Genomic DNA, 24,711 nt, shown 5'->3' on the forward strand with positions numbered 1-24,711 from the left:
TGGAGTATTCCTATGCTGACTTTCCTTGGCTTTGCCATGGTCATCACGTTCATGTTCCTGATCATGACCAAGCGCCTGTCCGCGCTGATCGCCTTGATCATCGTGCCGATCCTGTTCGCGCTGTTCGGCGGTTTTGCACCGAAGATCGGCCCGATGATGCTCGAAGGCATCACCAAGCTTGCGCCGACCGGCGTGATGCTGATGTTCGCCATCCTCTATTTTGCTTTGATGATCGACTCCGGCCTGTTCGACCCGGCCGTGCGCAAGATCCTCAAGATGGTCAAGGGCGACCCGCTCAAGGTGTCGGTCGGCACCGCCGTACTGGCCCTGGTGGTATCTCTGGACGGTGACGGTGCCACCACCTACATGATCTGCGTCGCGGCCATGCTGCCGCTGTACCAGCGCATCGGCATGAGCCCAAGGATCATGGCCGGCCTGATCATTCTCGCCGGTGGCGTCATGAACATGACCCCCTGGGGCGGCCCGACGGCGCGCGCCGCCAGTGCGCTGCATGTAGACCCGTCGGACATCTTCGTACCGATGATCCCGGCCATGGCCGCCGGTGTCGTGGCGATCCTGGTGATTGCCTACATGTACGGCAAGCGCGAGCGTGCACGCCTGGGTGAATTGCACCTGCAAGGCGATGAGATCGACCACAGCGAAATCAGCGTGTCGCAATTCCCCGACGCCCGCCGGCCGAAATTGATCTGGTTCAACGGCGCCCTGACCCTGGCCTTGATGTGCACCCTGATTGCCGGCCTGTTGCCGCTGCCGGTGCTGTTCATGGTGGCGTTCAGTATCGCCATGATCGTCAACTACCCGTGCCTGCAGCAGCAGAAAGACCGCGTCGCTGCTCACGCCGGTAGCGTATTGGCCGTGGTGGGCTTGATCTTCGCCGCCGGTATCTTCACAGGCATTCTGTCGGGCACTGGCATGGTCGACGCCATGTCCAAAAGCCTGTTGGCGGTCATCCCCGAAGCGATGGGCCCTTACCTGGCGGTGATTACCGCGCTGGTGAGCATGCCGTTTACCTTCTTCATGTCCAACGACGCGTTCTACTACGGCGTACTGCCGGTACTGGCCGAAGCTGCCAGCCATTACGGCATCACCGCGGTGGAAATGGCGCGGGCGTCGATCGTCGGGCAACCCGTGCATTTGCTCAGCCCACTGGTACCCTCGACGTACTTGCTGGTTGCTCTGGCGGGGATCGAATTCGGCGATCACCAGCGTTTCACACTCAAGTGGGCAGTGTTGGTGTGCCTGTGCATAATGTTCGCCGCATTGCTGATGGGGATTTTTCCGCTGTTCAGCACTCTATAATCGTACCGACTCACTCACCGCGCGGCGCTACAGCTTGCGCGGTTAACACTTGCTCAAAGGAAGACACATGGAATGGCTGACCAATCCGGAAATCTGGATTGCCTTCTTCACCCTGACGGCCCTTGAGATCGTCCTGGGCATCGATAACATCATCATGATTTCGATCCTGGTCAGCCGCATGCCCAAGCATATGCAGGCGCGCACTCGGATCTTCGGCCTGGCGTTGGCCATGGTCACGCGCATCCTGTTGCTGCTGTCGATCACCTGGGTCATGCAACTGACCGCCGACCTGTTCGTGGTGTTTGGCCAGGGCATCTCCGGTCGCGACCTGATCCTGTTCTTCGGTGGCCTGTTCCTGCTGTGGAAAAGCTCCCAGGAGATGTACCACGCCCTGGAAGGTGAAGATGAAACCCAAGATGAACCCAAAGGCGCCGGCGGTAAGTTCATCTACACCATTATCCAGATCGCCATCATCGACATCGTGTTCTCCCTGGACTCGGTGATTACCGCTGTCGGCATGGTTTCCCACGTGCCGGTGATGGTTGCCGCCATTGTCGTTGCGGTATTGGTGATGATGCTGGCTGCCGGCACTATCAGCGAGTTCATCGACAAGCACCCGTCGCTGAAAATGCTGGCGCTGTCGTTCCTGCTGGTCGTGGGTACCGTGCTGATCGCTGAATCCTTCGACGTACACGTGCCAAAAGGCTACGTCTACTTCGCCATGGCGTTCTCGCTGGCGGTGGAAGCGGTGAACATCAAGATGCGTACCGCCATCGCGAAAAAGAAGAAACAGCAGGACCCGGTGAAACTGCGCAAGGACATTCCGGGTCAGTAAATTTGACCCGCGAGTGATCGTTCCCACGCTCCGCGTGGGAATGCCCTCTCGGACGCTCCGCGTCCGCAAAGTGACGCAGAGCGTCACAGGATGCGTTCCCACGCCGAGCGTGGGGAACGATCTTCATGACAGTTTTGTTTCAATCCCGAGTTTAGCTATGCGATGCTGGCGCAGAGCCCATTCGCCAACTACAGCTTAGGTACAAGACGTAGAGCGGCACGCGGTAACTTTCCTTCGCTCCTGCTGGAGCGCACCCACACGGGGGGCCGAGCATGCTGACCTTGCTCAATCTGCTTTCCGCCGTGACCCTGCTTATCTGGGGCACGCATATCGTCCGAACCGGTATCCTGCGGGTCTACGGTTCCAATTTGCGCCAAGTCATCGGGCAGAATATGTCCAAGCGCTGGCTGGCATTTGTCGCCGGTATCCTGGTGACGGCCATGGTGCAAAGCAGTAACGCCACCGCGATGCTGGTGACTTCGTTCGTCGGCCAAGGGCTGATGAGCCTCACGCCGGCCTTGGCCACCATGCTTGGCGCCGACGTCGGTACGGCCTTGATGGCGCGGGTGCTGACGTTCGATTTGTCCTGGCTGTCGCCGCTGCTGATCTTCCTCGGGGTGATTTTCTTCCTGTCGCGCAAGCAGACGCGGGCAGGGCAGTTGGGCCGGGTAGGGATCGGCCTGGGCCTGATCATCCTCGCGCTGCAATTGATCGTCGAAGCCGCCGGCCCCATCACTCATGCCCAAGGCGTCAAAGTCATCTTCGCTTCGCTGACCGGCGATATCTTGCTGGACGCCCTGGTCGGCGCGCTGTTCGCCATGATTTCCTACTCCAGCCTCGCTGCGGTGTTGCTCACGGCCACCCTGGCCGGTGCCGGCGTGATCGGCTTGCACGTGGCCATCGGCCTGGTGATCGGCGCCAACATCGGCAGCGGCGTGCTGGCCTTTCTCAGCACCAGCATGCAAAACACTGCCGGTCGCCAAGTGGCCCTGGGCAGCCTGCTGTACAAATTGATCGGTCTGTTGCTGATCATTCCGGTGCTCGACCCGCTCGTAGGCTGGATGGACGGCCTGGACTACAGCGTCCAGGGCATGGTCATCACCTTCCACCTGCTCTACAACGTCAGCCGTTGCCTGATCCTGTTGCCCACCATCGGGCCCATGGCCCGCCTGTGCGAATGGCTGCTGCCGGAACGCCCCGAAACCAATGGCAAGGCCAAGCCACGCCATCTGGACCTGGCCTCATTGAATACCCCAAGCCTGGCCCTGGCGAACGCCGCCCGCGAAACCCTGCGCCTGGGCGACTTGATCGACAATATGCTCACTTCGATGCAGGAAGTGCTGCGCGGCAACCAAACCGCAATCACCCAGCAAATGCGCAGCCTCAGCGATGACGTCGAGGCGCTCAACAGCGCGATCAAACTCTACCTGGCGCAAATGCCCCGTGAGGACCTCAGCGAACAGGACAACCGCCGCTGGGCAGAGATCATCGAGCTGTCGATCAACTTGAAATTGGCGGGCGACCTGATCGAACGCATGCTGCGTAAGGTCCAGCAACAGAAGACCTCGCAACGCCGGCAATTTTCCGAAGTAGGCCTGGAGGAACTCAGTGGCCTGCACAGCCAGTTGATCGCCAACCTGCGCCTGGGCCTGTCGGTGTTTCTCAGCGGCGACCCGGAAAGCGCCCGCCAATTACTGCGTGAAAAGCGCCGCTTCCGCGCCCAGGAACGCCGCCTGGCCCACGCCCATGTCAGCCGCCTGCAGCGCAAGATCGTGCAGAGCCTGGAAACCAGTTCCCTGCACTTGGAACTGATTGCCGACATGAAACGCTTGAACTCGTTGTTTTGCAGCAGTGCTTATGTAGTGTTGGAAACGTCCGACACTGACGCGCTCTCGGCTGAAAGTATTGCCGACATTACCCATTCGCCCTGAACGTACGCCCGCGAGCGAAGTCAGTTAACAATGGACCTCATTCGCCAGGAAGCTTGTTATGCGTCGCCTGTTACTCGCCTGCCTGCTCTTGGGCTCGGCACACGCCTTTGCCTTTGACCGTCTGCAAGTCGAGGGCTACACCTTGCCCAACGGCCTGCAACTGCTGCTCAAACCGGGCACCGAGCGTGGGCATGTCGCTATTCGCCTGGTGGTTGGTGTGGGCCTGGACGACTTCGGTTGCGAAGAAAAAGAACTGCCGCACTTGTTCGAGCACTTGCTGTTCAGCGGCATCGACGGCGGCGGCGAGGGCGACCTCGAAGACCGCATGCAAGCCCTGGGCGGCGAGTGGAACGCCTACACCAGCAACGCCGATACCACCTTCGTGATCGAGGCGCCCGCGCAGAACCAACGCAAGGTGCTGGACCTGCTGCTGGCAATCCTCACGCGCACGCAACTGACCGACGCCCATATCAATGCCGCCAAGCAAGTGGTGGAGCGCGAAGACGGCGGCCATTATTCACACTTGCAACGCCTGCTGGATCGCCAGGACCTCGGTCACAGCGCCAGCAACCAATTGGCTGTGGAGTTGGGCCTCAAGTGCGCCGAACGCGCCGAGGTCAGCCACCTGACCCGCGACCAGTTGGAGAAGCTGCGCAACGAATGGTACGCGCCGAACAATATGACCCTGATTGTCGTCGGCGATCTCGACAAACTGCTGCCCGCCTACCTGGAACGCACCTATGGTGAACTCGACCCAGTGGAGCCGAGCGAACATCGCCCCCTCCCGGAAATCCAGCACACCGCCGCCAGCCACCGTGACCTGATCCGCGGCTGGGTGGGCGATGGCGCCAAGCTGCACTGGCTGTTCCCCGAGCCTGTGCTGGACGACCAGCATGATGAAACCTACAACCTGCTCAAGGACTACCTCGACTGGGCGCTGTACCGGCAACTGCGCCTCAAGCACGGTTTGTCCTACGGCCCGTGGGTGGAACGCGAAGTACTCGGCGGCGTCGGGTTCCTCAGCCTGAATGCCGACCTTGAGCGGGAAAACCTCCCTGAAGCCGAGCAGGTCTTGCAAGACCTCAAGGCCCAGCTGCTCAAGAACGGCCTCGACCCAACAGTATTCACACGCCTGCAACAAGCCGCCATCGCCCGCCAAGCCTGGGCAGTGCAGGGCAACAGCGCACTGGCCGACTATTACTGGAGTGCGGCTGGCGACTACTCCAATGGACGTTTCAGCGACCCGGTTAAACGCATCAAGGCCGTGAGCCTGGCGCAAACCAACCAGGCTATGCGCGAAGCGTTCCAGCAGCCGGGCTACTGGCGCATCGAAAAACCGCTGTTGAGTTATGACGCCTTGACCTGGATCGGCGCGGGCGTGCTGGGCCTGATCATCCTTGGTTTGATCGGCCTGAGGCTTTATCGCAAACCTGTTGAGTAATGAGGCACAGAATACCGGGCTAAGGCGTTATTCTGTCTGAGATTTTTCCCACAACCAGTGAACCGCCCATGCCGAACTTGCCGCCCCTCATCCAGCGCGTTATAGAACTGATCAAGCGCTACCCAGGGGTGATTGCACTCGGCGGTTTCATCTCGGGCGTGGGCAGCTTCATCCTGGTAGACCGTCAGCAGGGCATGGCCAGTTGGATCGCGGTGATCATGCTGGTGAGCTGGTTGTGGCTGATGCTGGAGAACAGCTTTACGCAACTGTTCACCAAAGTCTTCAATCGCGAGATCCCTGAACCGCTGCTGCGATACGCCACCCAGATGATCCACCAGGAAAGTCTGTTTTTCGTCCTGCCCTTCTTTTTCGTCACCACCGCCTGGAACAGCGGCCAATCGCTGTTCACCGGCCTGCTGGGCGCGGCGGCGCTGGTGTCGATCATCGACCCGCTGTATTACAAATGGCTGGCGCCCAAACGCTCGCTGTTCCTGGCCCTGCACACCCTGACCCTATTCGCCGCGTTGCTGACCGCGCTGCCGATCATCATGCACCTGACCACCGCCCAGAGTTACAAACTGGCGTTGGGTGTAGCCATGGTCTTGTCGATCCCGAGCCTGGCCGTCAGCCTGCCGCTGCGTAGCCTCAAGGGCTGGGCGATGCTGCTGGGGGTAACGGCCGCTATCGGCTGCGCCGGCTGGTTCCTGCGCAGCTGGGTACCGCCCGCCACCCTGTGGATGACCGAAGTCGCCATCAGCACCCAATTGCAAGACCGCACGCCGGGCGACGACCTCAAGCAAGTCACCGCCGCCCAATTGCGCAGTGGTGGGCTGTATGCGTACACCGCGATCAACGCGCCACGCGGGCTGGATGAGCGCATCTACCATGTGTGGAAATTCAACGGCCAGGAAGTCGACCGCATTGCCCTGGACATCCATGGTGGGCGCAAGGAAGGCTATCGCGCCTGGACCCACAAGCAGAACTTCCCGGGTGACGCCGTAGGGCGCTGGCAGGTGCAGGTGCTCACCGAAGACGGCCAAGTCATCGGCGTTCTGCGCTTCAAGGTGATAGACACAGCACAAGCGGACAACCCAAAGTAAGCCGGATCGTGCTATTACGTAGCAATTGTGGATAGCCAAACAAGCTCGGAGCTTATGACCACTAGCACGACGGCCGGCGCGGCCCATCTAGATACGTCCAGCACCCCGCCTTCGCTACGGATTACCGGCGACTGGACGCTGGCCCACTACGCTCACCTGAAGAAGCTGTCGGCCGCACTCGACGGCCAATACGACGCCGGCGCCCGCATTGACCTCAACGGTCTCGGTGCGCTGGATACCGCCGGCGCCTCGCTGCTGGTGGAGCTGCTGGGCCCTGCGCGCATCGAACATTCTGCCGAACAGACTGATTGCACCCTGGCAGCCGCCGACCGTGCACTGCTCAAGACCGTCTACCGCTCCCTGAATGACTTTTGCGTACCGATCAAAGAGCCGGAAGAGGCCGCCGGCATTCAAGTCTTGGCCCGCATCGGCCGCGCAGTAGACACGGTCTGGCAAGACGCAATGAAGCTGTTGGGCTTTATCGGCCTCATCCTCGAAACCTTCGCTCGCGGCATTTGGCGGCCCAAGCGCTGGCGCCTGACACCCATGGTCGCCCACATCGAACAGACGGGCCTGGATGCGGCGCCTATCGTCGCGCTGCTGACCTTTCTGGTGGGCGCCGTCGTGGCCTTCCTCGGCGCCACCGTGCTCAAGAGCTTCGGCGCGACGATCTTTACCGTAGATCTGGTGGCCTTCTCCTTCCTGCGCGAATTCGGCGTGTTGCTCACCGCAATCCTCATCGCCGGCCGTACCGCCAGTGCATTCACCGCGCAAATCGGCTCCATGAAAGCCAACGAAGAAATCGACGCCATCCGCACACTGGGCCTGGACCCTATGGAACTGTTGGTATTGCCCCGCGTGTTGGCGCTGCTGGTGGCGTTGCCGATGCTGACCTTTCTGGCGATGCTCTCGGGGATCGTCGGCGGTGGCGTGGTGTGTGCGGTGGCCCTGGATATTTCGCCGGCGATGTTTCTTTCGCTGCTGCAATCGGACATTGGCGTACAGCACTTTCTGGTGGGCATGGTGAAGGCGCCGATCTTTGCGTTTTTGATCGCGGCCATTGGCTGCCTGGAAGGTTTCAAAGTCAGCGGCAGTGCCGAGTCAGTCGGCGCGCACACCACGTCGAGCGTGGTGCAATCGATCTTTGTGGTGATCGTGCTGGATGCGGTCGCGGCGATGTTTTTCATGGAGATGGGCTGGTGAGTCGTCTACACCGTGCGCCCACTGAGGCGGTGATTGAAGTGCGTGGCCTGTGCAATCGCTTTGGCAGCCAAAGCGTGCATGAGAACCTCGACCTGGATTTGTACAAGGGCGAGATCCTGGCGGTGGTGGGGGGCTCTGGCAGCGGTAAATCCGTGTTATTGCGCAGCATCGTTGGCCTGCGACGCCCCAGCGAAGGCGAAGTGCGGGTGTTCGGCAAAAACCTGCCGAGCCTGCCTGAACATGAACGCTCACTGGTAGAACGCCGTTTTGGCGTACTGTTCCAGAAGGGCGCGCTGTTTTCCTCGCTGACGGTGACCGAGAACGTTGCCCTGCCATTGATCGAGCACGCCGGCCTCAGCCGCGCCGATGCCGAGCACTTGGCGGCGGTCAAGCTGGCCCTGGCGGGGTTGCCGCTGTCGGCGGCCGATAAATACCCGGCCTCGTTATCCGGCGGCATGATCAAGCGCGCGGCTCTGGCCCGCGCACTGGCCTTGGACCCGGACATCCTGTTCCTGGACGACCCCCCCGCCGGTCTCGACCCCATTGGCGCGGCGCAATTCGACCAACTGATCCTCACCCTGCGCGATGCGTTGGGCTTGAGTGTGTTCCTGGTCACCCACGACCTCGACACGCTGTACACCATCACTGACCGTGTGGCAGTGCTGGCGCAGAAGAAAGTGCTGGTGGCCGACGCCATCGATGTCGTTTCGGAAACGGACGACGCCTGGATTCACGAATATTTCCACGGCCCCCGGGGCCGCGCGGCATTGGATGCCGCTCAATCGCTCAACGAGGTATGACATGGAAACCCGAGCCCATCATGTGATGATCGGACTGTTCAGCGTAATTGTGGTGGTCGGCGCGATGCTGTTTGGCCTGTGGCTGGCCAAGTCCAGCGTCGATACCGCCTTCCAGGATTACGAAGTGATCTTCAACGAAGCGGTCAGCGGCCTGTCCCAGGGCAGTGCGGTGCAGTACAGCGGCATCAAGGTGGGCGATGTCATCAGCCTGCGCCTGGACCCCAAAGACCCGCGCCGCGTCCTGGCTCGCATCCGCCTGGCCGGGCAAACGCCAATCAAGGAAGACACCCAGGCCAAGCTGGCCCTGACCGGCATCACCGGCACCTCGATCATCCAGCTCAGTGGCGGCACCCCACAGAGCCCGGAACTCAAGGGCAAGGACGGCAACCTGCCGGAAATCATCGCGTCGCCATCGCCTATCGCACGCCTGCTCAATAACAGCAACGACTTGATGACCAGCGTCAACCTGCTGCTGCACAACGCCAACCACCTGTTCTCGCGGGAAAACGTCGAACGCCTGAGCAACACCTTGGATAACCTGCAACAAACCACCGGCGCCATTGCCGAGCAACGCGGCGACATCAAGGTGGTGATGCAGCAATTGATGCAGGTGAGCAAACAGGCGGGCGCGGCGCTTGAGCAAACCACCGTACTGATGCGCAGCGCCAATGGCTTGCTCAGCGAGCAAGGCAAGCAAGCCTTCGGCAGCGCCGAGCAGGCGATGAAATCCCTGGAGCAAAGCACCGCCACCATCAATACCTTGCTGACCAATAACCAGGACTCGGTGAACAGCGGCATGCAGGGCCTCAACGAACTGGCGCCAGCCGTGCGCGAGCTGCGTGAAACCCTCGGCTCACTGCGCGCCATCTCTCGCCGCCTGGAAGCCAACCCCAGTGGTTACCTGCTGGGCAGCGACAAGAACAAGGAGTTCACGCCATGAAGCGCGCGTATCACATGATCGTCCCTATGGCCCTGGCACTGGTCAGCGCATGCTCGATCCTGCCCAAGCCTGACCCGTCGGACGTGTACCGCCTGGCGTCCGCCCAACCGGCCAGCCAAGGCACGCCAGTGAGTTGGTCGCTGCGCGTGACCAAGCCGCAGACCAGCGAGTTTCTCGACAGCCCGCGCATCGCCGTGGTGCCAGATGGCAACTTGATCAGCAACTACGCGAACTCACGCTGGAGCGACCCGGCGCCGGTGCTGCTGCGTAATCGCCTGCTGGATGGCTTCCAGCGCGACGGGCGCGTGACATTACTGAGTACCGATGAGACCAACCTGCAAGCCGACTATGAGCTGGGCGGGCAGTTGCAGGCGTTTCAGAGTGAGTATCGAGGCAAAGCGGTGGAGGTGGTGATTCGCCTCGACGCGCGATTGGTGCGTGGGCGTGATCAGCGAATTATTGCCAGCCGTCGGTTTGAAGTGAGGCAGCCGGTGAGTGACACCAAGGTGCCAGCGGTGGTGGCTGCTTTTGGCCAGGCCGGGGATCAGTTGAATAAGCAGGTGGTGGATTGGGTGGTGCAACAGGGTAATACTGCGCCGAAACGATGATTCCACCGCCCTGTAGGAGCGAGCTTGCTCGCGAAAAACCTGAGAACGCCTCGGGGAATCTGATGCCCCGCGTTATCGTTAACGTTTTTCGCGAGCAAGCTCGCTCCTACAGGGTGCGGCTCATGCTCAACCGAAGAACCAGTAGCACACCGAGATAGCCGCCACTACGCCGGCAAACTCCGCCAGCAACGCACAACCGACGGCATGCCGAGCCCGCTGGATCCCCACCGAACCAAAGTACACCGCCAACACATAGAAAGTGGTTTCCGTACTGCCCTGAATCGTCGCCGCCACCAACGCCGGGAAGCTGTCCACACCCTGGGTCTGCATGGTCTCGATCAGCATCGCCCGCGCCGCGCTGCCGGAAAACGGCTTGACCATCGCCGTCGGCAGCGCGTCGACGAAGCGCGTATCAAGGCCCGTCCAGGCCACCACATGGCGAATCCCTTCCAGGCCGAACTCCAAGGCGCCTGAGGCACGCAACACGCCAACCGCGCACAGCATCGCCACCAGATAGGGCAACAGGTTCTTGGCCACGTCGAAGCCTTCCTTGGCGCCTTCGACAAAGGCCTCGTACACCTTGACCTTGCGTAAGGCACCGATCACCAGGAACAGCATGATCAAGCCAAACAGCGTGAGGTTGCCCAGGATCGACGACAAACCGGCCAGCGCTGTGGCAGACAGGGTCGCCAGCAGCGCCATGAAGCCACCCAGTATCAACGCGCCGGGGACCAGATAGGCCAGCACCACAGGGTCCCACAGCCGCAGACGCTGCATCACCGCCACCGACAGCAGGCCCACCAGCGTCGACGCACTGGTGGCCAGCAGGATCGGCAGGAACACCAGCGTCGGGTCCGCAGCGCCTTGCTGGGCGCGGTACATGAAAATGGTCACCGGCAACAGCGTCAGCGAGGACGCGTTAAGCACCAGGAACAGGATCTGAGCGTTAGTCGCCGTGTTGGGGATGGGGTTGAGCTCTTGCAGCGCCTTCATGGCTTTCAGGCCGATGGGTGTGGCGGCGTTGTCCAGGCCCAGGCCGTTGGCGGCAAAGTTGAGGGTGATCAAACCGATCGCGGGGTGCCCGGCGGGCACTTCCGGCATCAGGCGGCGAAACAGCGGGCCGAGGGCCTTGGCCAGCCAATCGACGATCCCGGCTTTTTCGGCGATCCGCAGAAAGCCCAGCCATAACGTCAGGGTGCCGAACAGCAGCACCATGACTTCCACCGACAATTTGGCCATGGCGAAAATGCTTTCGACCATCGCCGCGAAGATCCCGGCGTTACCGCCCACCAGCCATTGCGCCAGCGCTGACACCATTGCCACGACAAAGAAGCCAAGCCACAGGCCATTGAGCATCAGATAAATCCCCCGAAAGATGGGGCGAATGATAACGGGGCTGGCAGAAACGACAAACCCCGGAATTCTCCGGGGTTTGTTTTCGATCAATCTGCAATCAGCTACGGGTGGCTTGTGCTGTAGGCAGGGCTTCCTTGCTGCGCCAGTGCGGCAGGGAATTCCAATAGCGCTCGCCCTTGGCGTCGTCGTACATGCCTTCCCAACGGGAGATAACCAGTACGGCCAAGGCGTTACCAATCACGTTCAGGGCGGTACGCGCCATGTCCATCACACGGTCGACACCGGCGATAAACGCCAAGCCTTCCAGCGGGATGCCCACGCTGCCCAGCGTCGCCAGCAACACCACGAAGGACACGCCCGGCACGCCGGCGATACCTTTGGAGGTCACCATCAGAGTCAGTACCAACATCAGTTGCTGGCCGATCGACAGGTCGATGCCATACAGCTGGGCAATGAAGATCGCCGCGATGCTCTGGTACAGGGTCGAACCGTCGAGGTTGAACGAATAACCGGTTGGCACCACGAAGCTGCAGATCGCTTTCGGCGCGCCGTAGGCTTCCATCTTTTCGATCACACGCGGCAGCACGGTTTCGGAGCTGGCGGTGGAGTAAGCCAATACCAACTCATCTTTGAAGATGCGAATCAGCCTGAGGATCGAGAAGCCAAACAGGCGTGCGATCAAACCCAGGACCGCGAAGGCGAAGAACAGGATCGCGACGTAAACCAGAATCACCAGCTTGGCCAGCGGCAGCAGTGAGGCGAAGCCGAAGTTGGCGACCGTCACCGCGATCAGCGCAAATACACCGATAGGGGCGTACTTCATGATCATGTGAGTGACTTTGAACATGCTCTCGGACACGCCCTGGAACATGGTCACCAGCGGCTCGCGCAGCTCAGGCTTGAGGCTCGACAGCCCCAGGCCGAACAGCACCGAGAAGAAGATGATCGGCAGCATCTCGCCACGGGCAACAGCGGCGAAGATGTTCGAGGGGATCAGGTTGAGGATGGTTTCGATGAACGCATGTTCATGCTGCACTTCGGCGGCAGTCGCCTGGTACTTGGAAATATCGACGGTACCCAGGGTACTCATGTCGATGCCAGCGCCCGGGTGGAACAGGTTGGCGAGCAACAGGCCCACCACGATGGCGATGGTGGTGACGATTTCGAAGTAGAGGATGGTTTTGACGCCGATACGACCGAGCTTTTTCGCGTCGCCGACACCGGCAATACCGACGATCAGCGAAGAAATCACAATCGGGATCACGATCATCTTGATCAGGCGGATAAAGATATCGCCCGCCGGCTGCAACACATTGCTGATCCACCAGGCCTTTTCAGCACTGAAATGGTTGAGCACTGCACCGATTGCAATGCCCAGTACCAAACCGATGAGGATCTGCCAGGCGAGGCTTAGCTTTGCCTTCTTCATGTCATTACCCTTGCTTCAAGTGGACTTACGGCAAATGCGCCAGCTGCAACGCTCGAAAGCGAAAAAGTGTGTGCATCTGCCTCCATGGAAGGTCACCGCAGCGTGGCCGAAATGGCTTACTGGCAGGCGAAAAAAGGCGCAACTATTCCCATGCAAGGGAGCGACGTCTAATGCCGTAAACGCCTACCCTATGCCGAATCGGCATGGCTTTTTTTGAAAATATTTGTCCAAACGGTCAGTTCGTATCCGCCATTCGAGCGGGTGAATATGCCGTTAAGCGGCCAAATCAGGCTCGCTCAGAGATACTGGACGACTTCGATTGATTGGCAGAAATGTCTGAGAAATCCATCACCTAGCGCCAGAAAGATCCTATAGCGCGGATGAAAAATTCTCGATAGATGGTCACGCCGACATACCCGGTAATGGTTGGCCAGAGGCAAAAAGCAAAACTGCGGCTATGGGCGGCATGAAACGCGAGCATGAGAGCGATAAGCCCGCCGCAAGTTCAGCAAGCTTGAGGTCTTGTGAACTTGCGTCGCAGCTTTTCGCCTGACCCGGCCCTTGCGCAGGTACTCCCTGTACCCGTAGGTCACGCCGATCCTGATCGATCAGAGCAACCCGGCCCCCTGGTCATGCATCACTCAAGGAGCGATGCAAACAGAAAGAAGCACCAGAGCTTCTTTCTATGGACGCCGGCTCCGTCAGACGGAACCTAGTACCAATTCGGGTCTTTCTTGAGCTGCTCCATCAGCAGCTCTTGCATACCCTCGTCCGGCTTACCGAGAAAACGGTAATCGGCGTGCCGTGTCGGGGACTTGTCCGCTGGCAAACCAGCCGGGACTTCCACCAACATGGCGTAGGCATCTTCCTTGTCGAGGCTGAAGGCCACGATCAGGCGCTTGTTCAGGCAGGTGTCTGCGGTTTCGCAAAGCGGCCCGACCAAGTACTTGTCGCCATCTTCCTCAACGGCATTCATTTGCTCGGCCGTGCCCGACAGGTTCATCACCCATTCGGGCAGGCGCTCTTCTTTCTTCACCACGTCTTGCCAGGTTTCGCGGTACTGCGGATCCGCGCTGAGCAATTCGTTAGCCCGGGATTGGCCGTCGTTGGCGGCCATGGCCAGGCCGCTGCCGCCCAACAGCAGGGCGGCAGCAAGGGCTTTAAAAGGCAGGCTGACCATATTCAACCTCGGCCTTTGCGACCAAAGAAGAACGAAGCGATAAACATCACCAGGAAGACCACAAACAGGATCTTGGCGATGCCGGTGGCGGTGCCAGCGATACCACCGAAGCCCAGGACTGCGGCCACAATGGCGATGATCAGAAATGTGATTGCCCAACTCAACATGGTGATTCTCCTTATGCTTCTATAGGGGTAACAGCGGTGATGCCGTGCAGCCGCTCAACACGAGCGACGTTTTTTGCCTAGAACACCCAACGGTCATGGGCCGGCAGTTCGTCCAGGGTGGAACCCTGGTCTACCAGGCTCAATTGCGGGGCAGTCACATCGGCGCTGGCGCTGCCAATGGAACGGAAATGGGTCTGGGTCATGACGGGACGCTCAAATTGCGGGGCCGGCTGCGCGCGCTCCTGCCAATGCTGCAACTGCTGGCCGGCAATCAACGTGACCATCAAGGCCAAGCTGGCAAACAGGCCCTGCTGCAGGCGCAGCGGCGATACACGCAATTGGCTGAGGCTTTGGCGAGTCATACTGCATTGCTCCCGCATTCTGATTATTCGTTCATGACGCTCTTGGGAGAGATATTGCAGAGTGCATGCCAGCTTTATTTCAAAATAAAACACAACAAAATCAAAGAGTTAGACTTGGTAGATAGATTCATCGCCTAGCATCCTGCACGATGCCTCGTTGCAGGCCGTGCGAAATGCACGATGGAAAGTGGTCGGAACCAGACACCTGGCGCGCACATCGAAGGATCGAAGAGCAACAAATCCTGAAAATGCCCGCAAACCACGTCTGTAGGAAGGCGCGCAGATAGCTGCACGAAGAAGCCTTTTATGAATCAGAATAAACCATGCAACTTGCCCGATTATTCCGGGACTAAACACCATCACATTTATAGTTAAGGAGTGCGGGACAGATGGATTCAGCCAAGGAACTTCAAGGCCGCATTCTTTTAGTGGATGACGAATCCGCGATCCTGCGCACCTTCCGCTATTGCCTGGAAGATGAGGGCTATACCGTCGCCACCGCGAACAGCGCCGCCCAGGCCGATGCCCTGATGCAGCGTCAGGTGTTCGACCTGTGCTTCCTCGACCTGCGCCTGGGCGAGGACAATGGCCTGGACGTGCTGGCCCAGATGCGCGTGCAGGCTCCGTGGATGCGCGTGGTGATTGTGACCGCCCATTCGGCCGTGGATACCGCCGTGGACGCCATCCAGGCTGGCGCCGCCGACTACCTGGTCAAACCTTGCAGCCCCGACCAACTGCGCCTGGCCACGGCCAAGCAACTGGAGGTGCGTCAGCTCTCTGCGCGGCTGGAAGCGCTGGAAGGCGAGGTGCGCCAGCCCAAAGACGGCCTGGACTCCCATAGCCCGGCAATGATGGTGGTGTTGGAAACCGCGCGGCAGGTGGCCGGGACGGACGCCAATATCTTGATTCTCGGCGAGTCCGGCACCGGTAAAGGTGAGTTGGCCCGGGCGATACACGGCTGGAGCAAACGCTCGAAGAAGTCCTGCGTGACCATCAACTGCCCCTCACTGACCGCCGAACTAATGGAAAGCGAACTGTTCGGCCACAGCCGCGGCGCGTTCACCGGCGCCAGTGAAAGCACCTTGGGCCGCGTGAACCAGGCGGACGGCGGTACGCTGTTTCTCGACGAGATCGGCGATTTCCCCCTCACGTTGCAACCCAAGTTGCTGCGGTTTATCCAAGACAAAGAGTATGAGCGCGTGGGCGACCCGGTCACCCGTCGCGCCGACGTGCGCATCCTCGCAGCCACCAACCTGAACCTGGAAGACATGGTGCGCGATGGCCGGTTCCGTGAAGACTTGCTCTACCGCCTGAATGTCATCACCTTGCACTTGCCGCCGCTGCGCGAACGCAGTGAAGACATCCTGACCCTGGCTGACCGCTTCCTTGCCCGCTTCGTCAAGGAATACGCACGACCGGCGCGCGGCTTCAGTGATAATGCCCGCGAAGCGCTACTCAACTATCGCTGGCCCGGCAACATCCGCGAACTGCGTAACGTGGTGGAACGCGCCAGCATCATCTGCCCGCAGGAAAAGGTGGAGATCAGTCACCTGGGGATGGCCGAGCAACCGGCCAACAATGCACCGCGTATCGGAGCGGCTTTGAGCCTGGACGAGCTGGAGAAAGCCCATATCGGCGCCGTACTTGCGACCAGCGACACGCTGGACCAAGCGGCCCGCACACTCGGCATCGATGCGTCGACGCTGTACCGCAAACGCAAGCAGTACAACCTTTGAACAGGACTTTATGAAGCTCGCGATGAAACTGCGCACCCGGTTATTCCTGAGCATCTCAGCGTTGATTACCGTGGCTTTGCTGGGGTTGGTCCTGGGCTTGGTCAGCGTCATGCAAATGGCTAAGACCCAGGAATCGTTGATCCGCAGTAATTTCATCACCCTGGACCTGGGGCTCAAATTGCGTCAGAGCCTGGGCGACCAGTTGATCATGATGCTGGAGAAGCGTCCCGACCCAGACGCCCTGCAAGCTTCCAAGCAGCATTATTTCGATCTGTTGGACCAGGGCATCGCCCATGAGCAGGTCGACGGCAAAAACCATGGTTTCAGCCAGGCACGCTCGGATTACCAGAATCTGCTCAAGGCGTTTGACCAATCCCAACAGGCATCACCGCCTGCGGGCAGCAAGGAAAAGCTCACCGAAACCTTCAACATACTGCGCAACGGCTTGATCGCCGAACACAAGCAGGCCCTGGAAAATATCAGTACCAGTGAACATAAATCCCGTGAGCGCGCCTTGTTGATAGCGGGCCTGCTCGGGCTGGTGGGGCTCGCGGTGCTGATCATCGGGTTCGTCACGGCCCATGGCATCGCCCGGCGTTTCGGTGGCCCCATCGAGGCCCTGGCCAAGGCCGCCGACAAAATCGGACAGGGCGATTTCGAAGTCACCCTGCCGATCTCCTCCGCAGCGGAAATGAACCTGCTGACCCGCCGTTTCGGCATCATGGCTGAAGCGTTGCGCCAACATCAGGCCACTAACATCGATGAGCTGCTGGCCGGCCAACAGCGCCTGCAAGCGGTGCTCGACAGTATCGATGACGGCCTGTTGATGATTGATCGCCAAGGCTGCCTGGAGCACCTCAACCCTGTGGCGCAGCGCCAATTGGGCTGGGATGAGGAACGGCTGGGTCAAGGGCTTGGCGAAGCCATGGGTCGCGCGGAAATGGATGAACAGCTGCAGCTGGTGCTGCGCGGCGGCAATCTGGAGCGGGCCCCGGATGATCTGGAGGTGGAAGTCGAGGGTGAGTTGCGCCTGCTGACCTACAGCCTGACCCCGGTCAGCCATACACAGGGGCACATTCTCGGGGCCGTGATGGTGCTGCATGATGTGACGGAACAGCGCGCCTTCGAACGGGTGCGCAGCGAGTTCGTATTGCGCGCCTCCCATGAGCTGCGCACGCCGGTTACCGGCATGCATATGGCCTTCGGCTTGTTCCGTGAGCGGGCCAAGTTCCCACCTGACTCCCGCGAGGCAGACCTGCTGGATACGGTCAATGAAGAAATGCAGCGCCTGATGCAGTTGATCAACGACCTGCTCAACTTCTCGCGCTATCAGAACGGCCTGCAAAAACTCACCCTGGGTACGTGCGATGTCACCGACTTGCTGGAGCACGCACGGGCCCGATTTGCTGAGCCTGCGAACGCCCAGCACATTGAGTTGCTGGTAGAAGCTCAACCTGAATTGCCACGGCTGTATGCCGACCAAGTGCAACTGGAGCGGGTACTCGACAACCTGCTGGGCAATGCCCTGCGCCACACCGCCGAAGGCGGGCAGATTCGTCTGCAGGCACGACGGCATGGCGAGCGGGTGATTATCAGCGTTGAGGATAACGGCGAAGGCATTGCCTACGGCCAGCAAGGGCGGATCTTCGAACCCTTTGTACAGGTGGGCCGCAAGAAAGGCGGTGCGGGCCTGGGGTTGGCACTGTGCAAGGAGATCGTGCAATTGCACGGCGGCCGCATGGGTGTGTACTCACGGCCGGGGCAGGGTACGCAGTTCTATATGGCATTGCCCCTGTAGGAGCGAGAACCCTGTGGCGAGCAAGCTTGCTTGCGCTGGGGTGCGAAGCGCCCCTCAAAAAAGCCGGCTCCAGCTTCGCTGTCGAACGGGAGCAAGCTCCCTCGCCACAGCAAGCTCGCTTCTACAGTTTTACACCATCAGCGGTGATTCAAAGCCCGCAGGATCGCGGCACTTTCAGCATCCGGGGTGCCATCAAACAGTGACGGGCGAAAGCGCATCTGGAACGCGGCGATAACGTGCCGCGTGGCCACATCCAGCTCACCGGTCTGCGGCGTCTGGTAGCCCAGGCGCGCCAGCTCTTCCTGGAACCAGGTAATGCTCGGCAACTGCGCGGCGTACTGCACCTGGAACCGGGCCACTGCCTGGGCATCCGGCCACACGGCCAGACCTTCTGCCGCCAAGCGTTTCCAAGGGAACAACGGGCCTGGGTCCAGCTTGCGCAGTGGGGCGATGTCGCTGTGCCCGATGATGTTCTTGGGGTCGATGCCATTGCGCTTGCTGATGTCCTTGAGCAGCACGATCAGTGACTGCACCTGCGCTTCGGAATACGGGTACCACACACGCCCTGTCGGCGTATCACTGAACCCTGGGTTGACGATCTCGATGCCGATGGAGCTGGAGTTGAGCCAGGTGCGCCCCATCCACTCGCTTTCCCCCGCGTGCCAGGCGCGCTGGCTTTCATCCACCAGCTTGTAGATGGTGCCGGAGGCGTCGTCGCCGATCAGGTAATGGCTGCTGACCTGGCCATGGGTCAACAGCGCCAGGGAACGTTCAAGGTTGGTCGAGGTGTAATGCACCACAACGAACTGCACGCGGTTGTCGTGGTTGACCGAAGGATGGCTGGTGTTCAGGCGCGGGCCGCTGGCGCAGCCGGCAAGCAAGAGAAATGCAAAGGCGATATACAAGGATTTCATGGCGAGAGGCATTACACTAAAAGACGATAATGCAACAGTGTAACGTAAGGTTCATGGCCAGGCGGTCAAATTACAAAATGGAACATCTTTTATGCCGCCTGCACCTGATTACGTCCCGCAGCTTTTGCCTTGTAGAGCGCTTCATCGGCACGCTTGAGCGCCAGGTCACTGCGCTCGCCGGGTTGAAACTGCGCCACGCCCATGGACACCGTGATGATTACCGGCTCACCCTTGAAGTGGAACGGGCACGCTGCAATAGCCTCACGCAATACTTCACCTACGGCCAAGGCATCCGCCAAGGCCGAGTCGGGCATTAGCAGCACAAACTCTTCACCCCCAAAACGCGCGATGAAGTCCGTCGGTCGCAGGCGCTTGCTCAGCACATTGGCGATGATCTTCAAGACTTTGTCCCCCGCCAGGTGCCCGTAACCGTCGTTGATGCGCTTGAAGTGGTCCAGGTCAAGCATGGCCAGCGACAGGCTGTTACCCCGCTGATGCCAGGCGTTGACCTCGTAATCGAGGCGTTCGCTCCACGCCGCACGGTTGGGCAACCCGGTGAGTGGATCGATCAAGGCCTTCTGGCGCTGTACCTCCAGGTGCTCGCGGTAGCCCTGGGCCTCCTGCTCCATATGGGCCACGCGTTCAGCCAGACCTTTGAGGCGTGCGGCCACTTCCTGTTCGCGCAGGTCACGCTGTTGCTGGTGTTCATCCATGGTGCCGAGCAAGCCTTCAAGATGGCTTTCGAGCACTTGCTTGAGGCTGTCCAGGTCGGCGGCGTCCTGCACGCTGCTTTGCAGGCCGTCGACCTGCTCGCGAATCTGCGTGTCCAGCTCCCGCGCGGCCAGGCTGCTGTCGGCGTGACCCTCGCTGGCGACCTGCAAATGCCCCTGGAATGCCTCGAGACGCTCGTTGAGCTGCTTGAGATAAGCCTCGAACTCATGCTGGCCACTGTCGGTGACCGCCAGCATCAGCACGGCCAGGTCATCCAGGATCGGCAGCAGTTCGTACCAATTCAAACCATGGGCGAGACGCTCACGCATTGCCTCGGCCTGGGGCTGGTGACGTTCGGGCAGGGAAAGATCTTCCAGCAGGCCGAGCAAAGTGCCTTCAATGTGCTTGGCCACCGAACTGTAGGACGGTTCAGGCGAATCAGGCAGGGCGTAGGTGCCGTCCGGTTGCAGTTCGTCGGGCTCGGGGCTTTCCAGCACAGGGGGCAGCGACAGGCTGCCGATGGTGGTCTCATCCGGCGTTTCGACTGGAGCCGGCGGCGGTTCGATAAAGGCGGCGAGTGCGCTTTCGTGAGCAGGCTCCGCAACCGGTGGCGCCTGCACGTCGGGTTCAGATAATTGCGCAGGCGCCGCAATCGACGGCAGCTCTGGAGCGTCGAATACCGGCGTTTCGCTGGCGATCTCTTGCCCTTCGGCCGCTGCAACAGGCGCAGGCTTCAAGGCCACGGGTGCGGGTGCGGGTGACAGCGGTGCAAAGGCACGCAAGGCTTGGGTCAATTCTTCCGATTGCGCAGGTTCTTCCGGTTCGGGCGCGGGTTTGGGCGCTGCAGGCTTTGGCGGTGCCAATTGCACTGCCGGCACAGCGTCAACCGGGAGCGCTTCACTGGCGGCCTCTTTACTACCGAACAGGCGTTGCAACAGGCCCGGGCCTGGGCGTGCGGGTTCGCCTTCAGGCTCCAGATTATTCAGCGCCTGCCCCTGCAGGCTGCTCAGCTCACTGAGCAGCAGCGGTATCTCCCGCGCTTGTGCCACGCGACCATCGAGTTGCTTGGCGAAGGTTTTCAGCGGGCGAGCCACCTCGCGGGGCAGCGGCAGCTTTTGCAACTGGGTGACCAAGGCGGTGAGCGCGGTGCTGATCTGGTCGACGCGGGTTTCGCGGCGCTGCTCCGAATCCAGCACGGCCTTTTCCAGGCGCGGCAGTAAAGCGGCGAGGGCAGCATCCATGTCGTCCGTGCGCACGACATCGCGCATTTCCTTCATGCATTGATCGACGGCGCGGTCGGTGCCTTCGGCGGCCAGCGTGCTGCGCACCAGCCCGCGGCGCAGCAAATCGAGGCGGGCAGCCCAGCGGCGTTCGAGTTTGTCTTGTTGCTCGATGCTCTGGAGGTATTTCTCTTTCCAGCGCTGGGCGTCGTCGCTCATGCAAGGGGTCCGCGAGGGCCTGGGCTCAACGCGGGTAATGCATCAGCCGTGAGCGAACCCGGCAGACGAATCTCTACCGCGACCGGCAGGTGATCGGAAATGGGCTGCGCTAGCACCTGCACACTTTCCAGTGTGAGGCTTGGGCTGAGCAGGATATGGTCAAGACAGCGCTGCGGGCGCCAGCTGGGAAACGTGGCTTCGACTTGCGGCGCCAGTAACCCAAGGTCGCGCAGCGGAGAATTCTGCAGCAGGTCGTTGGCATGGGTGTTCATGTCACCCATGAGCACCTGATGCTTATAGTTGCCAATCAATTCACGCACGTAGGCCAGTTGCAGGTTGCGCGTACGCCCCCCAAGAGCCAGGTGCATCATCACTACCACCAAGGCTTCCGGGCCTTCGCCAAAACGCACAAGAATCGCCCCGCGCCCTTTGGGGCCTGGCAAGGGGTGATCTTCAATAGCCGTGGGTTTGAGGCGGCTGAGTACGCCGTTGCTGTGCTGTGCCAGGCGCCCCAGGTTGCGGTTGAGTTGCTGATACCAGTACGGGAAGGCCCCTAGCTGAGCAAGGTGCTCCACCTGGTTGATATAGCCGGAGCGCAGGCTGCCGCCGTCGGCTTCCTGCAGGGCGACCAAGTCGAAGTCGCTGAGCAGGTCGCCGATTTTCTGCAGGTTACCGGTACGCCCCTTGTGGGGCAGCAGGTGCTGCCAGCCACGCGTGAGGTAGTGCCGATACTTCTCGGTACTGTTGCCCACCTGGATATTGAAGCTGAGTAGGCGCAAGCGGCTATCTGCCGGCAGGCCCGTGGACTCCAGATGATGCTCGTTGACCTGCGGTTCATGCAGGCCAACGACACGCTCGGTACCCCAGCGGCGCATGGCGAGCCCCTTACTTGGCAGCGCGTTCTTTGGCAATCAGTTGGTCAGCAACGTTCAGGGTCGCTTCAGGACCACCGGTGCTGCCCAGGTCGAAACGGTATTTGCCGTTGACAATCAGGGTTGGAACACCTTGCACGCCGTACTTCTGCGCGAGTTCCTTGGCCTGTTTGATCTGGCCCTGGATGGCGAAGGAGTTGAAGGTCGCCAGGAACTTGTCCTTGTCGACACCTTGAGTAGCAACGAAGTCAGCCATTTCGTCCGGCTTCGTCAGGCGCTTGCCTTGTTTCTGGATCGCTTCGAAGACGGCGTTGTGGACCTTGTGCTCAACGCCCATGGCTTCCAGGGTCAGGAACAGTTGGCCGTGGGCGTCCCATGGGCCACCGAACATGGCAGGAATGCGGCGGAAGTTAACGTCCTTGGGCAGCTTTTCAGCCCATGGGTTGATAGTCGGCTCGAACGCGTAGCAATGCGGGCAACCGTACCAGAACAGCTCCACCACCTCTATCTTTCCCGGTACCGCAACCGGAACCGGGTTAGCCAGTTCAACATAGGTTTTACCGGCTTCAAGCGGCACATCGGCAGCTTGTGCGGTCATGCCGAAGAGGCTGGCAGTGACGAGAGCGGCGCTGAGGATCAGATTACGCATGCTTTACTCCTGGACAAATAAAGTCGCCTCACGCGACCTTTGTTGTGACAGGTCTACGCGGACATGAGTTCGTTAGTGTAACGGCAGCGGCCACAAAAAAGGGCGGCCTGAGCCACCCTTTTTATGCTTGCATCGCGGGATTAATCGAGCGTTAACGCCCAGCCCCGTCAGTGCAGGCCCTGGATATAACTGGAGAGGGCTGCGATGTCTTCGTCGCTCAGCTTGCGAGCGATGGTGCGCATGGTCATGGCGTCCCCATCGTTGGCCCGGCCGGCTTCTTCTTTGCGGAAGTCGGTCAACTGCTTGGCGATGTAGGTGGCGTGCTGGCCGCTCAGGTGCGGGAAGCCTGCGGCAGCGTTGCCTGCGCCATTGGGCGAGTGGCAACCGGTGCAGGCAGGCAAGCCTTTTTCCAGGTTACCGCCACGAAACAACTGCTCTCCGCGGGCGACCAATTTAGGATCGGCAGCTCCCACGCTACCCTTCTGGCTGGCAAAATATGCCGCGAGGTCCGCCAGGTCCTGATCGTTGAGATTGGTCAGCAGGCCGGTCATTTCCAGCACCGTGCGCTTGCCGTCCTTGATGTCGTGCATCTGCTTGCTCAGGTAACGTTCACCCTGGCCGGCCAGTTTGGGGAAGTTCGGCGCCGGGCTGTTACCATCCGGCCCGTGGCAGGCACCACACACGGCGGCCTTCGCTTGACCGGCAGTGGCATCACCTTTGACGGGGCCCTCTGCAGCGACGGCAGCGCCTGTGATGCCCAAGGTCAACAGCAGACTCACGATCAGTTTGTTCATCAGCTAATCCAACTACGGCTAAGGGTTTAAGAGTTATCTACCGGGTTTACTCACCATCAAATCAATGACGGCCTGGTAATCCTCAGTACTGCAGTCCATGCACAAACCACGCGGCGGCATTGCCTTGAAACCCTGGGTCACGCACTGCGTCAGCCTGACCATGCAAACTCGGTTGATCCTGTGTAGCCTGAGCGCCGTAAAGCGGAATCAGGGCAGCAGAAGCGAGCAACCGTCGGTCCATACATCGACCTATTCAGGGTTTGAGAGCGTTTTGCGTTCTAATGCGCAATAAAGGTCTTTCGCTCCCGTGAACCTCATCCTTCGCTGGGACAAAGCACACACAAAATCTGCGGCATTATATACTGGCGCTACTGAAACGGAAACGACACCGCTTGCCGCACCCTTTCTCGGCACCGCCCACATCGGAAATCTCATGCAACTCAAGAACCCCATCCTCGGCCTGTGCCAACAGTCCACCTTCATGCTCAGCGCCGCCAAAGTGGACCAATGCCCCGATGACGAGGGCTTTGAAGTCGCCTTTGCCGGCCGTTCCAACGCCGGTAAATCCAGCGCACTGAACACCCTGACTCACGCCAGCCTGGCGCGCACCTCGAAAACCCCGGGCCGCACGCAACTACTCAACTTCTTCAAGCTAGACGATGATCGGCGTCTGGTCGACCTGCCGGGCTACGGTTATGCAAAAGTACCTATCCCGCTGAAGCTGCACTGGCAGCGTCACCTTGAGGCTTACCTGGGTGGCCGCGAGAGTTTGAAGGGTTTGATCTTGATGATGGATATCCGTCATCCAATGACCGACTTCGACTTGCTGATGCTCGACTGGGCTGTCGCCAGCGGCATGCCAATGCACATTTTGCTGACCAAGGCCGACAAGCTCACCTACGGAGCAGCCAAGAACACCCTGCTCAAAGTGCAGTCCGACATCCGTAAGGGCTGGGGCGATACCATCACGATTCAGCTGTTCTCCGCCCCCAAGCGCATGGGCCTGGAAGAAGCCTACACCGTACTGGCCGGCTGGATGGAATTGGCGGACAAGGGCGCAGAAATCGTCGAGTAACTTTTCTGCGGGCAAAAAAAACCCCGGACTTCTTTTGGGGAGGGGAAGTTC

General features: G+C 60.2%; 22 protein-coding genes and 1 pseudogene. 12 read left to right on the plus strand and 11 right to left on the minus strand.

What is annotated here, in order from left to right; all coding sequences use genetic code 11:
• Nucleotides 1-12 precede the first annotated feature (12 nt).
• The 9 genes from CER19_RS23055 to lptE all read left to right on the plus strand — a co-directional run bounded on the left by CER19_RS23055 (nt 13) and on the right by lptE (nt 10,178).
• Nucleotides 13-1,320: a CitMHS family transporter gene (locus tag CER19_RS23055; protein WP_003187405.1), complete on the plus strand. Its 1,308-nt coding sequence runs from the start codon at nt 13-15 to the stop codon at nt 1,318-1,320.
• A 67-nt stretch (nt 1,321-1,387) separates the two neighbouring features.
• Nucleotides 1,388-2,155, plus strand: coding sequence for a TerC family protein (locus CER19_RS23060; protein WP_003187403.1), 768 nt, complete (start codon nt 1,388-1,390; stop codon nt 2,153-2,155).
• A 272-nt stretch (nt 2,156-2,427) separates the two neighbouring features.
• The gene (locus tag CER19_RS23070; RefSeq protein ID WP_116668117.1) at nt 2,428-4,086 is read left to right on the plus strand and encodes a Na/Pi cotransporter family protein; all 1,659 of its coding nucleotides are present in this window, start codon (nt 2,428-2,430) and stop codon (nt 4,084-4,086) included.
• A 58-nt stretch (nt 4,087-4,144) separates the two neighbouring features.
• A complete protein-coding gene (locus CER19_RS23075) occupies nt 4,145-5,527 on the plus strand; it encodes a pitrilysin family protein (RefSeq protein WP_116668118.1) in 1,383 nt (460 codons plus the stop codon).
• Between the two features lie 68 nt (nt 5,528-5,595).
• Nucleotides 5,596-6,627 (plus strand): DUF5924 family protein, encoded by a 1,032-nt coding sequence (locus CER19_RS23080; RefSeq protein ID WP_003187399.1) that lies wholly within the window; start codon nt 5,596-5,598, stop codon nt 6,625-6,627.
• A gap of 54 nt (nt 6,628-6,681) precedes the next feature.
• Nucleotides 6,682-7,830 carry an ABC transporter permease gene (locus CER19_RS23085; RefSeq protein WP_116668119.1) on the plus strand — a complete coding sequence of 383 codons (1,149 nt, stop codon included), beginning with the start codon at nt 6,682-6,684 and terminating at the stop codon, nt 7,828-7,830.
• The gene (locus tag CER19_RS23090) at nt 7,827-8,630 is read left to right on the plus strand and encodes an ABC transporter ATP-binding protein (protein ID WP_116668120.1); all 804 of its coding nucleotides are present in this window, start codon (nt 7,827-7,829) and stop codon (nt 8,628-8,630) included. Before CER19_RS23085 ends, CER19_RS23090 begins: the two co-directional genes overlap by 4 nt.
• Before the next feature lies 1 nt (nt 8,631).
• Complete coding sequence (locus CER19_RS23095) at nt 8,632-9,570, plus strand: MlaD family protein (protein WP_003187394.1); 939 nt, start codon at nt 8,632-8,634, stop codon at nt 9,568-9,570.
• Entirely contained in the window at nt 9,567-10,178 is a 612-nt protein-coding gene (gene lptE / locus CER19_RS23100) for an LPS assembly lipoprotein LptE (RefSeq protein ID WP_116668121.1), read from the plus strand. The genes CER19_RS23095 and lptE overlap by 4 nt, the downstream gene beginning before the upstream one ends.
• A 126-nt stretch (nt 10,179-10,304) precedes the next feature.
• Here the strand turns inward: lptE and CER19_RS23110 are convergent, their stop codons facing one another.
• From CER19_RS23110 to CER19_RS23130, 5 genes are all read right to left on the minus strand, one after another.
• The gene (locus tag CER19_RS23110; protein ID WP_116668122.1) at nt 10,305-11,534 is read right to left on the minus strand and encodes a nucleoside recognition domain-containing protein; all 1,230 of its coding nucleotides are present in this window, start codon (nt 11,532-11,534) and stop codon (nt 10,305-10,307) included.
• Between the two features lie 97 nt (nt 11,535-11,631).
• Nucleotides 11,632-12,963, minus strand: a complete 1,332-nt coding sequence (gene gltP / locus CER19_RS23115) for a glutamate/aspartate:proton symporter GltP (protein WP_116668123.1) — start codon at nt 12,961-12,963, stop codon at nt 11,632-11,634.
• A 712-nt stretch (nt 12,964-13,675) separates the two neighbouring features.
• On the minus strand, nt 13,676-14,143 hold the full coding sequence (locus CER19_RS23120) for an inhibitor of vertebrate lysozyme family protein (protein WP_116668124.1): 468 nt from the start codon (nt 14,141-14,143) through the stop codon (nt 13,676-13,678).
• A gap of 2 nt (nt 14,144-14,145) precedes the next feature.
• Nucleotides 14,146-14,310: a DUF1328 domain-containing protein gene (locus CER19_RS23125; protein WP_003187386.1), complete on the minus strand. Its 165-nt coding sequence runs from the start codon at nt 14,308-14,310 to the stop codon at nt 14,146-14,148.
• A 77-nt stretch (nt 14,311-14,387) separates the two neighbouring features.
• Nucleotides 14,388-14,672: a hypothetical protein gene (locus CER19_RS23130; RefSeq protein ID WP_020301400.1), complete on the minus strand. Its 285-nt coding sequence runs from the start codon at nt 14,670-14,672 to the stop codon at nt 14,388-14,390.
• A 389-nt stretch (nt 14,673-15,061) separates the two neighbouring features.
• Here CER19_RS23130 and algB point away from each other — a divergent pair, with 389 nt between their 5' ends.
• Both algB and CER19_RS23140 read left to right on the plus strand, forming a co-directional pair.
• Entirely contained in the window at nt 15,062-16,408 is a 1,347-nt protein-coding gene (algB, locus tag CER19_RS23135; RefSeq protein WP_014716346.1) for a sigma-54-dependent response regulator transcription factor AlgB, read from the plus strand.
• A gap of 10 nt (nt 16,409-16,418) precedes the next feature.
• A complete protein-coding gene (locus tag CER19_RS23140; RefSeq protein ID WP_116668125.1) occupies nt 16,419-18,206 on the plus strand; it encodes a KinB sensor domain-containing domain in 1,788 nt (595 codons plus the stop codon).
• Nucleotides 18,207-18,343: 137 nt separating this feature from the next.
• On the opposite strand, the gene CER19_RS23145 is transcribed toward CER19_RS23140, so the two are convergent.
• The 6 genes and pseudogenes from CER19_RS23145 to CER19_RS29215 form a co-directional block, all read right to left on the minus strand.
• Entirely contained in the window at nt 18,344-19,120 is a 777-nt protein-coding gene (locus CER19_RS23145) for an N-acetylmuramoyl-L-alanine amidase (protein WP_116668126.1), read from the minus strand.
• A gap of 89 nt (nt 19,121-19,209) precedes the next feature.
• The gene (locus tag CER19_RS23150; RefSeq protein WP_116668127.1) at nt 19,210-21,270 is read right to left on the minus strand and encodes a diguanylate cyclase; all 2,061 of its coding nucleotides are present in this window, start codon (nt 21,268-21,270) and stop codon (nt 19,210-19,212) included.
• Nucleotides 21,267-22,145: an endonuclease/exonuclease/phosphatase family protein gene (locus CER19_RS23155; protein WP_003187377.1), complete on the minus strand. Its 879-nt coding sequence runs from the start codon at nt 22,143-22,145 to the stop codon at nt 21,267-21,269. Before CER19_RS23155 ends, CER19_RS23150 begins: the two co-directional genes overlap by 4 nt.
• A gap of 10 nt (nt 22,146-22,155) precedes the next feature.
• Nucleotides 22,156-22,791 carry a thiol:disulfide interchange protein DsbA gene (dsbA, locus tag CER19_RS23160; RefSeq protein ID WP_003187375.1) on the minus strand — a complete coding sequence of 212 codons (636 nt, stop codon included), beginning with the start codon at nt 22,789-22,791 and terminating at the stop codon, nt 22,156-22,158.
• 167 nt (nt 22,792-22,958) lie between these two features.
• Nucleotides 22,959-23,585, minus strand: coding sequence for a cytochrome c4 (locus tag CER19_RS23165; RefSeq protein ID WP_014716340.1), 627 nt, complete (start codon nt 23,583-23,585; stop codon nt 22,959-22,961).
• 33 nt (nt 23,586-23,618) lie between these two features.
• A pseudogene (locus tag CER19_RS29215) lies at nt 23,619-23,826 on the minus strand (cytochrome).
• A 192-nt stretch (nt 23,827-24,018) separates the two neighbouring features.
• On the opposite strand from CER19_RS29215, the gene yihA reads away from it, so the two are divergent.
• Nucleotides 24,019-24,660 carry a ribosome biogenesis GTP-binding protein YihA/YsxC gene (gene yihA, locus CER19_RS23175; protein ID WP_116668128.1) on the plus strand — a complete coding sequence of 214 codons (642 nt, stop codon included), beginning with the start codon at nt 24,019-24,021 and terminating at the stop codon, nt 24,658-24,660.
• The last annotated feature ends 51 nt before the right edge of the window (nt 24,661-24,711 follow it).

The sequence above is a fragment of the Pseudomonas sp. GL93 genome, from assembly GCF_003408955.1.
In the GTDB taxonomy this organism is placed as follows: Bacteria; Pseudomonadota; Gammaproteobacteria; order Pseudomonadales; family Pseudomonadaceae; genus Aquipseudomonas; species Aquipseudomonas paracarnis.